The sequence below is a fragment of the Saccharopolyspora pogona genome (genome assembly GCF_014697215.1).
In the GTDB taxonomy this organism is placed as follows: Bacteria; Actinomycetota; Actinomycetes; order Mycobacteriales; family Pseudonocardiaceae; genus Saccharopolyspora; species Saccharopolyspora hattusasensis.
Genome location: NZ_CP031142.1, coordinates 1,911,936 through 1,925,222, shown reverse-complemented (window position 1 = coordinate 1,925,222; position 13,287 = coordinate 1,911,936). Strand labels below are relative to the sequence as shown.

General features: G+C 69.6%; 14 protein-coding genes. 7 read left to right on the top strand and 7 right to left on the bottom strand.

Annotation, left to right across the window (positions count from 1 at the left end):
- The first annotated feature begins 171 nt into the window (after window positions 1–171).
- Window positions 172–1,092, top strand: a complete 921-nt coding sequence (locus DL519_RS08630) for an AEC family transporter (RefSeq protein ID WP_190813788.1) — start codon at window positions 172–174, stop codon at window positions 1,090–1,092.
- Window positions 1,093–1,295: 203 nt separating this feature from the next.
- Here DL519_RS08630 and DL519_RS08625 read toward each other — a convergent pair whose 3' ends face one another.
- The gene (locus DL519_RS08625; protein WP_190813786.1) at window positions 1,296–1,577 is read right to left on the bottom strand and encodes a hypothetical protein; all 282 of its coding nucleotides are present in this window, start codon (window positions 1,575–1,577) and stop codon (window positions 1,296–1,298) included.
- Between the two features lie 260 nt (window positions 1,578–1,837).
- Between DL519_RS08625 and DL519_RS08620 the strand changes: the two genes are divergently transcribed.
- Window positions 1,838–2,752: a LysR substrate-binding domain-containing protein gene (locus DL519_RS08620; protein ID WP_190813784.1), complete on the top strand. Its 915-nt coding sequence runs from the start codon at window positions 1,838–1,840 to the stop codon at window positions 2,750–2,752.
- Window positions 2,753–2,788: 36 nt separating this feature from the next.
- Here DL519_RS08620 and DL519_RS08615 read toward each other — a convergent pair whose 3' ends face one another.
- Together DL519_RS08615 and DL519_RS08610 are read right to left on the bottom strand one after the other, a co-directional pair.
- Entirely contained in the window at window positions 2,789–3,727 is a 939-nt protein-coding gene (locus DL519_RS08615; RefSeq protein WP_190813782.1) for a pseudouridine synthase, read from the bottom strand.
- A 23-nt stretch (window positions 3,728–3,750) separates the two neighbouring features.
- Window positions 3,751–4,236, bottom strand: a complete 486-nt coding sequence (locus DL519_RS08610; RefSeq protein WP_223838577.1) for a GNAT family N-acetyltransferase — start codon at window positions 4,234–4,236, stop codon at window positions 3,751–3,753.
- Window positions 4,237–4,368: 132 nt separating this feature from the next.
- Between DL519_RS08610 and DL519_RS08605 the strand changes: the two genes are divergently transcribed.
- Window positions 4,369–5,529 (top strand): MFS transporter, encoded by a 1,161-nt coding sequence (locus tag DL519_RS08605; RefSeq protein ID WP_223838576.1) that lies wholly within the window; start codon window positions 4,369–4,371, stop codon window positions 5,527–5,529.
- 51 nt (window positions 5,530–5,580) lie between these two features.
- Here the strand turns inward: DL519_RS08605 and DL519_RS08600 are convergent, their stop codons facing one another.
- On the bottom strand, window positions 5,581–5,748 hold the full coding sequence (locus DL519_RS08600) for a hypothetical protein (protein ID WP_170121583.1): 168 nt from the start codon (window positions 5,746–5,748) through the stop codon (window positions 5,581–5,583).
- A gap of 66 nt (window positions 5,749–5,814) precedes the next feature.
- Between DL519_RS08600 and DL519_RS08595 the strand changes: the two genes are divergently transcribed.
- A complete protein-coding gene (locus DL519_RS08595) occupies window positions 5,815–6,066 on the top strand; it encodes a hypothetical protein (protein WP_190824602.1) in 252 nt (83 codons plus the stop codon).
- Window positions 6,067–6,132: 66 nt separating this feature from the next.
- Here DL519_RS08595 and DL519_RS08590 read toward each other — a convergent pair whose 3' ends face one another.
- Both DL519_RS08590 and DL519_RS08585 read right to left on the bottom strand, forming a co-directional pair.
- Complete coding sequence (locus tag DL519_RS08590) at window positions 6,133–7,602, bottom strand: MFS transporter (protein ID WP_190813780.1); 1,470 nt, start codon at window positions 7,600–7,602, stop codon at window positions 6,133–6,135.
- Window positions 7,603–7,641: 39 nt separating this feature from the next.
- Entirely contained in the window at window positions 7,642–8,847 is a 1,206-nt protein-coding gene (locus DL519_RS08585; protein WP_223838575.1) for a cytochrome P450, read from the bottom strand.
- A 24-nt stretch (window positions 8,848–8,871) separates the two neighbouring features.
- Between DL519_RS08585 and DL519_RS08580 the strand changes: the two genes are divergently transcribed.
- Window positions 8,872–10,707, top strand: a complete 1,836-nt coding sequence (locus tag DL519_RS08580; protein WP_190813778.1) for a glycoside hydrolase family 15 protein — start codon at window positions 8,872–8,874, stop codon at window positions 10,705–10,707.
- Window positions 10,704–11,186 (top strand): hypothetical protein, encoded by a 483-nt coding sequence (locus DL519_RS08575; RefSeq protein WP_168588927.1) that lies wholly within the window; start codon window positions 10,704–10,706, stop codon window positions 11,184–11,186. Before DL519_RS08580 ends, DL519_RS08575 begins: the two co-directional genes overlap by 4 nt.
- 64 nt (window positions 11,187–11,250) lie before the next feature.
- Here DL519_RS08575 and DL519_RS08570 read toward each other — a convergent pair whose 3' ends face one another.
- Window positions 11,251–11,895 (bottom strand): TetR/AcrR family transcriptional regulator, encoded by a 645-nt coding sequence (locus tag DL519_RS08570; protein ID WP_223838574.1) that lies wholly within the window; start codon window positions 11,893–11,895, stop codon window positions 11,251–11,253.
- A gap of 134 nt (window positions 11,896–12,029) precedes the next feature.
- On the opposite strand from DL519_RS08570, the gene DL519_RS08565 reads away from it, so the two are divergent.
- The gene (locus DL519_RS08565; protein ID WP_190813776.1) at window positions 12,030–13,241 is read left to right on the top strand and encodes a cytochrome P450; all 1,212 of its coding nucleotides are present in this window, start codon (window positions 12,030–12,032) and stop codon (window positions 13,239–13,241) included.
- Window positions 13,242–13,287: the final 46 nt, after the last annotated feature.

The window sequence follows — 13,287 nt, the reverse complement described above, 5'->3', positions numbered from 1 at the left end:
GCACCCGACGGGACTTCCGCCGCAGCCGGTGCCGCTGGCGCGGCCAACGCTGGAACCCCTTAGCACGGAAGAAAAAAGAATGCCTCGCGCTCGGCAGCGGTCGGCCCGGCAACGCTCGGTCACCACTCTTGTCCACTGTGGATTCGATGCGATCGCAGCAGCGGAGGCGTCGTGGGTGGCGTGATCGAGGGCTTCGGCGTCATCGCCGCCATCGTGCTGATCGGCTACTTGCTCGGCCGCACCAAGGCACTCGGCGAGAACGGGCGCGAAGTGTTGACCCGGTTGTCGTTCTACGTCGGAACTCCCGCGCTGCTGCTGAAGATGCTGTCGGAATCCGACGTCTCGATCATCTTCTCGACCCCGCTGCTGGTCAGCGCCTTGAGCACGTTCGCAGCCGCGGGGCTGTTCGTGCTGGTCGGCGTACTGCTCCGGTGGAACATCCGCCGCACGACGATCGGCGCCCTGTGCTCCAGCTACGTCAACGCCGGCAACCTCGGCATCCCGATCGCCGTGTACGTGCTCGGCGATGCGACGCTGGTGGCCCCGGTGATGCTGTTCCAACTGCTGGTGATGACGCCGATCGGCCTGACCGTGATCGACTTCTCGCAGGCGGGGGAGCGTTCCTCGGCGTGGCTGCGGATCCTCGCGCCGTTCCGCAACCCGATCGTCATCTGCTCGCTGATCGGCGTCGGGATCTCGTTGAGCGGCTGGCGGATCCCGGCGCCGGTGCTGGAGCCGATCGGCCTGCTCGGGCACCTGTCCGTGCCGACGGTGCTGCTCGCGTTCGGCATCTCGTTGCACGGCAGCGCATTGCCCGCGGGCGGCACGGAGCGGTGGCCGGTGCTGCTGTCGGTCGTGTTGAAGTCGGTCGTGCACCCGGTGATCGCCTGGGCGATCGGTGCGGGTCTGTTCGGGATGGAAGGCGCGTCGTTGTTCGCCGCGGTGGTGATCTCCGCGCTTCCGGCGGCGCAGAACCTCTTCGTCTACGCCTCCCGCTACGACGTGGGCGTGCGGCTGGCCCGCGAATCGATCCTGCTGTCGACAATCCTGTCCGTGCCAGTGCTTTTCACCGTCACGGCACTGCTTGGTTGACGTGGAGACCGACCTGCGAGCGCTCTTGCGAGCATGGATCCGTGAGCGACACTACGACGGCCACGCGGTCGAAACCCCTTGGCAGAAGCGGTATGCCGCCCGCTTCACCGCAACGCCCGATCGCAGCTCCACTTCGGGCTGAGCCGAGTTCCGGCCGTCGAGGCTCGCGCGGCCGACTTCTCCGCCGGTGACCCGCCACTTGGTCATGCCCGCTGCGGCGGGTCACCGCTGGTTTCGCCGAGGAGTTCTTCGCACAGTTCCAGGCCGACTCGGCGGACACCGGCAGGCAGCTCGCCGCGGCCGGCGGCGAGTGCGAGCTCGTCGAGGAAACCGACCAGCACATATCGGCCGTAGGGCACGATCGGCGCCCGGCCGACCGCGCTCTCGGCCTGCTGGCGACGGGCCCGGCGGCGAACGGATTCGGCGGCCCGGGCGATGAGGTCGTGGTCGGTTCGCCGTTGGCGGAGCTGTGCTTGCGTTACCACGGACAGTCAGCCCCGCCCGTGGCCGGCGTGCGCTCTGCGGAGCGTTGATTGCGCACGCAAGTAATCGAACATGGGTTCTAGTCTGGCAAAGTCCTTCCTTGATCGCATCTCGCCGATGACGTGCGCCTTTGCCCGGTGTTCGCTTCGGGTACGCGTCACATTGCCAGCCAGGCATTGATAGCTGTCTAATACTGAATTAGTGGCGGATCAAGAGGCATTTCTTATGGATTCCCCGGGCGTGGGGTGAGCAGAGGTCGATCGTGGAGCTGCGCTACCTGACCGCATTCGTCGCCGTCGCCGAAGAACTCCACTTCGGCCGGGCCGCCAAGCGGCTGCAGATGGCGCAACCGCCGCTGAGCCAGCAGATCCGGCAGCTGGAGAAGGAGCTCGGCGTCCAGCTCTTCGAGCGCAACACCCGGTCCGTGCGGCTCACCAGCGCCGGCGAGTCGTTCCTGGAGCCCGCCCGCACGGCGCTCGACGACGTCGACATCGCGGTGCGCGCGGCGAAAGCGGCCGGGCGCGGGGAGTACGGCCGGGTCACCGTCGGCTTCGCCGGCGCGTCAAGCCACGAGTCCCTGCCGCGGCTGACCCGCGCGGTCCGCGCCGCGCACCCCGGCCTGAATCTCGTGATGCGCGGCCAGACCTACGCGAACGTGGCGCTGGCGAAGGTGGCCGACGGTTCGCTGGACCTGGGCTTCGTGCGGCTGCCGGTCAACCAGGTGGGCTCGCCGACGCCCGGCGTGCAGACCCGGGTGATCGAGGTGGAGGAGCTGATCTGCGTGCTCCCGACCGATCACCCGCTGGCCGCAAGGGAGAGCATCCCGATCGAGGACCTGGCCGACGAGCCGTTCGTCAGCTTCCCGTCCAACGCCGGGTCGACGGTGCGCGACGCGTTGGTCAAGGCGTGCGTGTCGGCCGGCTTCAACCCGCGCGTGGTCCAGGAGGCGCCGGATTCCTACACGATCCTCGCGCTGGTCGCGGCAGGTGTCGGCGTGACGCTGACGCTGACGTCCTGCCAGCACATCCAGCAGAGTGGCACCGTGTACCGGCCGCTGGCGGGCGCGCCGATGCGGCTGCACGCCGCGCTTGCCTGGCGCACCGACAACGCCTCCGCCGCTCTACGCACGGTCCTCGGCATCGCCGAGGAAGCCCTGCCCACTCCCGAAGACGGTTGATCGTCCCGCCAGGAGCGGCGCGAAGCTGAACAAGGGCTATCCGGCCGGAGCCGAATGACCGTCCGCGCCGGACCAGCTCGCCAGGATCCGGCGGGATTCGAAGCGGCGCCGCCGACCGCTGATCGGATCGGTGAACTCCAGCGCCTTGGCGAGGAGCTGCAGGGGAGCGGTGAAGTCGTCGGCGGCGCGGTCGCGGACGGTGGGGTAGAGGTCGTCGCCGACGATCGGGATACCGAGACTGTTGAGGTGCACGCGCAGCTGGTGGGTCCGGCCGGTGCGCGGCAGCAGCCGGTAGCGGCCGAGGCCGTCGCGATGCTCGATCAGCTCGATGCGCGTTTCGCTGTTCGGCTCGCCGGGTTCCTCTCGAGCGGCCAGCACGCCGCGATGCTTGACGATCCGGCTGCGTACCGTGCGCGGCATCGCCAAACCCGGGTCGAAGGGGGCGACGGCCTCGTATTCCTTGCGCACCAAGCGGTCGTGGAACAGGGTCTGGTAGGCACCGCGCAGTTCGGGTTTGAGCACGAACATGACCAGGCCGGTGGTCAGCCGGTCCAACCGGTGCGCCGGGCTGAGCCGCGGCAGGTCGAGGTCCCGCCGCAGCCGCACCAGCGCGGTCTCCACGACGTGCCCGCCGCGGGGTGTGGTGGCCAAGAAGTGCGGCTTGTCCACGACCAGCAGGTCGTCGTCGCGGTGCAGAACGTCCAGGCCGAACGGCACCGGTACCTCGTCGGGCAGGTCGCGGTGGAACCAGATGAACCCGCCGGGCGTGAACGGCGCGTCGGGCCCGAGCGGGCCGTCGACGCCGACGATCCGGCCCTCGCGCAGCATGGCGTCGATGCGTTCCAGGGCGAGCTTAGGTATCCGGTCGACGAGGTGGTCCCGGACGGTGGCCCAGTGGCCGTCGGCGGGCAGTCGCAACCGGACGGGGTCCAGGCCGTGTTGCTGGGGCAGCGGAGACTTGAGCTTGCGTCGCATCGCCCCGCCAGCGTAACCGGTGATCAGAGCCGGAGTTTGTAGCCCTCGTGCGAGGCCTCGAAGCCGAGCCGGTCGTAGAAGCGGTGCGCGTCGGAGCGCTTCTTGTCGGTGGTCAGCTGGACCAGCATGCAGCCGCGCCCGCGGGACTCGGCGATGGCCCACTCGAAAATCTCGCGCCCCAGGCCGTGGCTGCGGTGCTGCTCGTGGACGCGGACCGCTTCGATCTGCGCCCGCAACGCGCCCCGCCGGGCCAGTCCGGGGATGAACGTCAGCTGCATCGTCGCCACGACCTCGCCGCCCGGCGTCGCGGCGACCAGCAGGAGATGCGCAGGATCGGCGTCGATCGCCTCGAAAGCCCGCCGGTAGGGCTCTAGCTCGGCCGCGGATTCCCGGGTCGCGCCGAGCTGGTCGGCTGCCAGCAGCTCGACGATCGGCCCGAGGTCGTCGGCGGTCGCCCGGCGCAGCAGGTACTTCCCGGACCCGGTGGACAGCGCAGCCGGCACGCTCACGAAACCTCCACTGTGGACTCTAGTTCGAGATCTGCCTTGACGACCTTAGCGTCGCACATGAACAAGAAGACCCGGAGCGCGAGCCGGCTGGCCTTTGGCATGATCGTCGAGGACTCCGGAGGAGGGAAGGGTATGCCCGAAGTCGCGACCGATCGGCGGCCGGTGGCGGCGCGGCTGGCGGTGGCCACGCTGTTCCTGCTCAACGGCGCGAGCTTCGCCAGCGTCGTGCCCCGCTACCCGGAGCTCAAGGACGCCCTGTCGCTGTCCAACGCCGCGCTGGGCACCACGATCGCCGCGCTGGCCCTGGGTTCGCTGGTCGCGGGACTGCTTGCCGGGCCGATCCTGGCCCGATGGCGCTCGGCGAGCGTCGCGGTCGGCTGTTCGGTGCTGCTGGCCGCCGATCTCGTGCTGATCGGGTTGGCGGCGCAGTGGTGGCAGCTGGCTGCGGCCCTGTTCTTCGCGGGCGCGATGGACGCGGTTGTGGACGTGGCGATGAACGCGCACGGGCTTCGGGTGCAGCGGCGCTACAGGCGATCGATCGTGAACTCCTTCCACGGCATGTGGAGCGTCGGCGCGATCATCGGCGGCCTGGCAGGCTCGTTGGCAGCGGGAGCGGCCCTACCGCTACCGGTGCATCTCGGCGGCGCCGCCGTCGTGCTGTCCGCCGTCGCGATCACCACCACGCGGTTCCTGCTGCCCGGACATGACGACGCCGAACGGGAAAGGAGACCGCGAGCCCGGCCGCGCTTCACACTGCTGCTCGCCCTGCTGGCGCTGGGCCTGTTGTGCGCTGCGGCGGCGCTGGTCGAGGACACGGCGGCTTCGTGGGGCGCGGTGTACATGCGCGATTCGCTGGGCGCGGCCCCGGTGTTGGCGGGGCTGGCGTTCGTCGCGTTGCAGGCCGCGCAGACGGTAGGCCGGCTCTCCGGCGACCGGTTGGTGGACCGCTTTGGCAACCGGGCGGTGGCCCGCATCGGCGGGATCATGGTGCTCGTGGGCGTCGGTGCGGCGCTCGTCTGGCCGTCCATCCCCATGACGCTGGTCGGATTCGCGGTGGCGGGCTGGGGGGTCGCCACGATAATCCCGGCCGGGTTCCACGCCGCGGACGAACTCCCCGGCCTGTCCTCCGGTGCCGGGATCGTGGTCGTCAGCTGGGTCTACCGGCTCGGGGTGCTGGCCGTGCCGCCCGTCGTCGGGCTGCTCGCCGATGCGGTCAGCCTGCGCGTGGGGCTGGTGATCATTCCGGTCGCAGGCGGGCTGATCGTGCTGCTGGCCTCGCGCCTGCCCCGCTGACCCGTCAGGGCAGCTTTCCGCCCGCCCTCGACCGGTGAGGGCCTCCGCCGGTCAGCCGAGCAGCTTGGCGAAGAACCAGCCGACCCGGCTGACCTTGCGGATCCGCGGGTTGTCGGCCACGCCGTGGATCTCCCACTGCTGCCCGCACTCGTCGCAGCGCCACAAGCCGATCCGGCTGGTGTCGGGTTCGCAGGGGTGGCCTCGGCGCCCTCGTCTCATGCACCGATGACACCACACGCGGTGCCCGCAGTGGCCCGAATCGGTTCCGGAAGATCGGGTGAAACCGTGACTTTCGGCCTTACCGCGCGTGCACGGCAGCCCCGTACCGTCATCGACGGTGTTGCACGTCGGGGAGAGGGGCACCAGGTGACGCTGCGGGAGTTAGTCGAGCAGATGGAACGGCGCTGGGAAGAGCTGATGACTCTGCGCGCGAGCCCGGACATGTACGGCAGCGAGAGCCTGGACGGCCAGCTCTCCGAGCTGGAGCTGTGGCTGCTGCGGATGCACCGCCTGACCGCGGGGACCTCCGCCGCATGACAGGACTCCCGGCGGTGCGCGGGGTCCGGATCAGCTGAGTCCATTGAGGACAGATCGGTTGCCGGGTCAGGTGGCCTGGCCGCGGTTCTTGCCGAGCTGGCAGGTGCAGGGGTCCTGGCAGGCGTGGTTGACACCCGGCAGCGGATAGGTGTCGACCTTCCGCCCGCGGTCGATCGTCAGCCACGCAAGTACACCGCCGGCCGCGCACATGGCCGCAGAGATCAGCATGGCCTGGCCGAAGCCGGGGCCGAGCGGGGCACCCGTTCCGGTGTGCGACAACCCGGCGATCACCGGGAGCACCGCGACCGCGAGCAGCCCGGCCAGACGGGATATGGCATTGTTCACGCCCGAGGCGACACCGGCGTTGTCCGGGCTGACCGAGGCGAGTACCGCCGAGGTCAGCGGCGCCACCGTGATGGACAGGCCGACGCCGAAGACCAGGACGCCCGGCAACACGCCGCTCAGGTACGTGCTGCCGGGCACCGCCCATGTCATCAGCGCCAGGCCGACCGCGCAGATGAGCGGGCCGATGGTCATCGGCACGCGCGGGCCGGTGCGCTGCGCGAGAGCACCCACGCGGCCGGACATCAGCAGCATGATGATCGTGATCGGCAACGTCGCGATCCCGGCGGCCAGCGCGGGGTAGCCCATCGACTGCTGCAACTGCAGGGACAGCAGGAACAACGCACCGCTCAGTGCCGCGTAGACGGTGAAGGTCGTGAGGTTCGCTCCGGTGAACTGCGCGGAGCGGAACAACGACAGCGGCAGCAGCGGATCCGGGTGGCGCATCTCGATCAGCGGGAAGGCCACCAGTGCGACCACGCCCACCACGGCCGCTCCCGCGGAGACCGCGTCAAGCCCCTTCGTCGGGATCTCGATCAGGGCGTACACGGCGCCGGCCAGGCCGCCGGTCACGGCGATCGCGCCGTAGACGTCCAGGCGACCGGCCGCAGCCGGGTTTCGGCTCTCCGGCACGTGCCGCAGCGCGAGCAGCGCCGCTGCCGCGATGGGGACGTTGATGAAGAACACCCACCGCCAGGACGCCGCGTCCACCAGCCAGCCACCCGCGAACGGACCGATCGCCGACGACATGCCGGTCAACCCGGCCCAGCGGCCGACCGCCTCGCCGCGGTCGTCGTGCCGGATGGCGGAGTTGATCAGCGCGAGGCTGCCGGGCACCAGCAACGCTCCGCCGACGCCTTGCAGCAGGCGTGCGACGATCAATGCCGTGCCGCCGGGTGCCAGGCCGCATCCCAGCGACGCCAGGGTGAACAGCACCAACCCGAGCACGTACACCCGGCGGCGGCCGTAGCGGTCGCCGAGCGCCCCGCCGAGCAGCAACAACGCGCTGAGCGTGAGCAGATAGGCGTCCAGCACCCACTGCAGGACGCTGAGGTCACCGCCGATGTCCCGGCCGATCGCCGGCAACGCGACGTTGACGACCGAACCGTCGAGAAACGCCACACCGGAACCGAGGATCGTGGCGACGAGGATCCAGCGTCCCGGCCGGGAGCGCAGGGCTACAGCGGTGGTCACCGCACGACCATAAGGCGCGTGCCTAGGGCCCGCCCTCGATCACCTGCTACCCGGCGTGAACGCCACCGGCAGGTGCTTGATCCCGTTGATGAAGTTCGATACCAGGTGCTCGACCGGCCCCGTCACCCGCAGATCGCGCATCCGCCACAGCGCCTCGTGGTAGAACGCCCGCAGCTGCAGCCGGGCGAAATGCGCACCCAGGCACACGTGCGGGCCGTTGCCGAAGGCGACGTGGTCGTTGGGCGTGCGCTGGACGTCGAAGCAGTGCGGGTCGGGGAACTGCTGCTCGTCGAAATGCGCCGAGCAGTGGAACACCACGACCTTGTCCCCGGCGGCGATGCGCTGACCGCCCAGCTCGGTGTCGGTGGTCGCGGTGCGGCGGAAGCTGAGCACCGGTGGGTGGAAGCGCAGCGCCTCCTCCACGGCGGAGTCCAGCAGCCCTGGATCGTCGCGCAGCAGCCGCAACTGGTCGGGATTCTCCGCGAAGGCGAGCATCCCGCCCGGCAGCGCGCTGCGCACGGTGTCGTTGCCGGCCACCGAGAGCAGGAAGAAGAACATCTCCAGCTCGGCGTCGGCCAGCCCGCGCCCGTCCAGCTCGGCGGTAGCCAGCGCGGTCATCACGTCATCGGCGGGGTTGCGGCGCTTGAACGCCGCGAGGTCCTGGGCGAAGGCGAACATGTCGGCCAGCATCGTCGGCGAGCGCGGGTTGACCGGCTTGCCGTCCGGGCCGCGGGTCACCTCGGAGTGCTCCGGGTCCTGGTAGCCGATCACCCGGTTGGTCCACTCCAGCAGCATCCGCCGGTCCGACTCCGGCACACCGAGCAGGTCGGCGAGGTTGCGCAGCGGGTAGTCGTCGGTGACCTCCACCGGCAGATCGCACTCGCCGCGCTCGATCACCTCGTCGACCAGCTGGCGGGCCCGCTCGGCGACCTCGTGCCGGAACCGGTCGATCCGCCGCGGTGTGAACGCGCGGCTGACGAGGCGGCGCAACCGCCCGTGCTCCGGCGGGTCGAGGTTGAGCATCATGCTGCGGATGAACGGCAGGTCCCCCGGGTCGGGATCGCGGATCTGCGTGGCGCCCAGCCAGGACGAGTAGACCTCGGCGGACTTCAGCACGGCGACGACGTCGGTGTACCGGGTGACGGCCCAGAACCCGGGCCCGGCCGGCCAGTCGCCGATCTCGTGCTCCTCCTGCCAGCTCACCGGCGCGTGCCGGCGCAGCCAGGCGAAGCCCTCGTGCGGCACGCCGTCGGCGGCTCGGAGGGTTCGATGATCGGGTCCGATCTCGGGAACGGCCCACGGGTCGCTGCGCCTCGTTGGGAGGGGTACGCGCCGCTGCGGGAGTACGCGGCATTGGGCGATGGGCGCACCGTTGCCCTCCTCGCCCGGGACGGCTCGGTGGACTGGCTGACGATGCCGGACCTGGACTCGCCGACGGTCTTCGGCGCAGTGCTCGACGCGCGTCGGGGAGGCTGTTTCGCCCTGCAACCGGAGCTGCCCTATCAGGTGAGCCGCCGGTACCTCCCGAGCACGAACGTCGTGGAGACGACGTTTACCACGGCCGCGGGCGCGGTCCGGGTGACCGACGCTCTGACACTGCCCGGAGCGGCGTTGACGCCCACCCGGGAACTGGTCCGCAAGGTCGAAGGACTGTCCGGGGCAGTACCCATGCGCTGGAGCGTGCAGCCCCGTTTCGGCTACGGCGCCGCAAGCCCATGTATCAGCCGGCGAGCAGGCTTGCCGGTGGCGTCGGCCGGTACAGACGCGGTGGCCGTGTGCACCTGGGGTGCGGGCGAGCCGGTGTGCGCCGGTGACGAGATCGAAGGCGCCTTCGAGATCCGGCTGGGTTCGCGGGCGGATCTCGCGCTGAGCTTCGCGCACGAGGAGCCGCTGGTGGTGCCCGCACGAGCGGAGTGCGCGGCGCGGCTGGAGGAGACCGGCCACCGTTGGCGGGCCTGGCTGCGGGATCGCGCCTGCGCCGGGCGATGGCAGGAAGCCGTGACGCGCAGTGCGTTGGCGCTGAAACTGCTGGTGTTCGCCCCGTCGGGCGCGGTGGCCGCTGCTGCGACCTCGTCGCTTCCAGAGGAGATCGGCGGCGAACGCAACTGGGATTACCGGTTCTCCTGGCTGCGGGATTCCGTCTTCACACTGGACGCCCTTCTCACACTCGGGTGCCCCAGCGAGGCGCAGGCCTACTTCTGGTGGCTGATGCATGCCACCCAGTTCAACGAGCCGCGCCTGCGCCCGCTGTACCGGCTCGACGGAGGGGTCGGCGCACCCGAGCGGGTGCTCGCATTGGAGGGGTACCGCGGGTCGGCGCCGGTGCGGGTGGGCAATGCGGCAGCCGAGCAGCTGCAGCTGGACACTTACGGCGAACTGTTGCAGACGGCCTGGCTGTATGCGACGGCCAGCGGTCAGCTCGATCCCGACATCGCTCGACGGTTGGCAAGGGTGGCCGATTTCGTGTGCGCGAGCTGGCGGCAACCGGACGAGGGGATCTGGGAAGTCCGCAGTCCGCCCCAACATTTCACCCAGTCGAAGATGATGTGCTGGATCGCTCTCGACCGCGCGCTGCGCTTGGCCGAACGCGGGCTGCTCTCCCGCCGGCACGCACCCGCGTGGCGACGTGAGCAGGCCGTGATCGAAGATTTCATCGAAACGCGCTGTCTGAGCGAGAACCTGAACAGCTACGTGCGCAGCGCCGACGCCGAGGAGGTGGACGTCAGCGTCTTGCTCGGCCTGCTGCGCGGCTATGCGAGTCCGCAGCATCCTCGGATGCATGGCACGATCGAGGCCATCCGCCGCGACCTGGCGCACGGACCGTTCGTGTACCGCTACGGCGGTGACGATGGTCTGCAGGGGACTGAGGGGGCGTTTGTGGCCTGCTCGTTCTGGTTGGCTGAGGCCCTGGCTCGCTGCGGCCACCTCGGGGAGGCCGCGGAGCTGATGGACCAACTGGTCGGACTGGCCAACGACGTGGGCCTCTACAGCGAGGAAATCGACCCGAACACGGGGGAGTTCCTCGGAAACATGCCGCAGGGCCTGACCCATCTGGCGTTGATCAGCGCGGCCTGTGCGATCACCGAGCAGGCGATGACGCGGTGACGATCTGGGGAGCGCTCGCTGGCGGGTTCATCGGCACCTTGGTGCTGACCACGGCATTGCGCGCGGCGAATGAGCTCAAACTGACCCGCATCGACATCCCTTTCCTGCTCGGCACCTGCGTAACGGTCAACCGCTCCCGAGCGAAAGCCCTTGGCTACCTGGCGCACTTCGTGTTCGGGGAGCTGTTCGCCTTGGGCTACTACGGGCTGTTCGTCGCCCTGGGAACCAGCAGTTGGTGGTTGGGGGCGCTGTTCGGTCTGGTCCACGGCATGTTCGCCGGCACCGCACTGGTGAACCTCCTGCTGCCGGTGGTGCACCCGCGGATGGGAACCAACCTGACCAGCGCTCCCCAGAGCGCGCTGCTCGAACCGCCAGGTTTCCTCTTGCTCAACTACGGAGTGGTGACACCGATCGTCAGTCTTCTGGGACATGTCCTCTACGGCGCCCTTGTCGGTGGATTCATCTCCTACACCAGCTGACCGGGCGATGCGGACAAGGCCGCGGCACTGGTGCACCCGTCGTTGAAGCGCTGGTACAGGGCTGTTAGCGGCGAGTGGGCACCTGCGTGATGAGGTGGAGAGCGTCGGCGAGGCGTTCGCGGTGTTCGCTGAAGGTTGCCGGGGAAATTCCCTCGGTGGCAATGGAAACGAGGTGGTCGGTCGCCGCGCGCAGCGCCGCGCTCGTGGCGGCGGCCTGCATGCGGACTTCGAGCGAGTCGGAGGGCATGCCCATGCGCTCGGCGAGCACGTCGGCGAAGGCGGACTCGTCGCGCTCCCGCAGCACGAGGTAGGCGGCGCGCAGCGCGGGCTCGTCGTGCGTCATGCGGACCACGGCGAGCACCGCCGCGACGTCGGAGTCGGAGGAGTCGAGCACGGGCGTGTAGGCCGCGCGCAGGTGCTCGGCCAGCTCCAGTTCGGGCGGCCAGGTGCGCAGGACCTCCTGGAAAGCGTCGATCGTCTTCGTCAGCAGCGGTTCGACGCAGCTTTCCTTGCTGCGGAAGTAGCGCCACAGCGTGCGCTCGGACACCCCGGCGGCCCTTGCGATCTGCTCGCCTGATGTCGCGGCCACGCCCTGCTCGCGGAACAGCCGCACTGCGTGGCGGGAGATGTCGAGCCGTTGCTGTTGGCGTTGCTGGTCGCTCACCGGTGGACGCCCGCGGCGGATCCTGCGGTCGTGTCGCTCAACCACGGGCACCTCCACCAGCAGATCGAGGGTTGCGCGTTGGCACACCCTAACCGACTCAACATTATTGGCAGTGACTGTCATTAATCGGTAGGGTTAGGAGCGGTTCACGGTGCTGTGAGACACCACAGGAGGAAGCCATGAGCGTTGCCGCCGAGCGCCTGCAGTTGCCCTTCGAGAGGCCGAACGTGCTTGATCTCGCACCGCTGTACGAGGTGCTGCGCCGAGAAGCGCCGGTCATGCCGGTCACCACCCCGGCCGGTGACCCCGCCTGGCTGGTCACGCGCTTCGACGAGGTCCGCGAGCTGCTCAGCGACAAGCGACTGGGGCGGTCGCACCCCGAGCCGGAGCGGGCATCGCGCATCACGACCGCCGCGGTGCAGGACGGCCCCACGGGCAACTACGAGACCGAAGAAGCCGACCACGCGCGGATGCGCCGACTGCTGACCCCGGCGTTCTCGGCCAAGCGGATGCGGATGCTTTCCGGTCACGTGCAAGACCTGGTCGACGACTACATCGACCAGCTGGTCGCCGAGCACGACGCCGCGCCCGACGGGATCGTCGACCTGCACGCCGGGCTGGCCTTCCCGCTGCCGGTCGCGGTCATCTGCCAGCTGCTGGGAGTGCCCGAGAGCGATCGCGAGCACTTCCGGTCGCTATCCGATCGCATGGCCAGCTACGCCAGCGGGGACGACGCCCACCAGGCGCGGGCCGAGTTCGGCAAGTACATGGCAGGGTTGGCGGAGGGCAAACGCGCCGAGCCGGGCGAGGACATCATCTCCGACATCGTGCGCGCCCAGAGCGCCGACGAAGAGTTCGACTACGACGCGATGGTCCGCCTGTGCGTCGGACTGCTCTTCGCCGGGCACGAGACCACGGTCAACCGCATCGGACTGGGCACCCTGTTACTGCTCACCCGCACCGATCAGTGGCAGTCGTTGACCGCCGATCCCACCGGCCGGGTCAACGCCACCATCGAGGAGATCATGCGCCTAGGAGCACCGGGCGACCTCGGCCTGCTGCGCTACGCCCACACCGACCTCGACGTCGCAGGCACCACCATCCACCGCTGCGATGCCGTCATCCTGTCCATCAACGCCGCCAACCGGGACCAGGCCGCCTACTCGAACGCCGAGACCTTCGACCCCGACCGCGAGGAACGCGCCCACCTCGGGTTCGGGCACGGCTCGCACTTCTGCATCGGCGCCAGCCTTGCCCGCACCGAACTCCGGATCGTCTTCGCCACCCTCGCCCAGCGCCTCCCCGGCCTACGCCTGGCCAAGGACATCGACGAACTGGAGGTGCGCACCACCATCACCGGCGGCGTCACTGAACTGCCCGTGACCTGGTAGCCGCACTGCCATCGAGGAGGCGGACGGATGAAGGTCGGCTGATCAA

Coding starts and splice junctions, on each gene's coding strand:
- DL519_RS08565 (WP_190813776.1), top strand. CDS start 12,030: ATGAGCGTTGCCGCCGAGCGCCTGCAGTTGCCCTTCGAGAGGCCGAAC.
- DL519_RS08615 (WP_190813782.1), bottom strand. CDS start 3,727: ATGCGACGCAAGCTCAAGTCTCCGCTGCCCCAGCAACACGGCCTGGAC.
- DL519_RS08605 (WP_223838576.1), top strand. CDS start 4,369: ATGCCCGAAGTCGCGACCGATCGGCGGCCGGTGGCGGCGCGGCTGGCG.
- DL519_RS08600 (WP_170121583.1), bottom strand. CDS start 5,748: ATGAGACGAGGGCGCCGAGGCCACCCCTGCGAACCCGACACCAGCCGG.
- DL519_RS08580 (WP_190813778.1), top strand. CDS start 8,872: ATGATCGGGTCCGATCTCGGGAACGGCCCACGGGTCGCTGCGCCTCGT.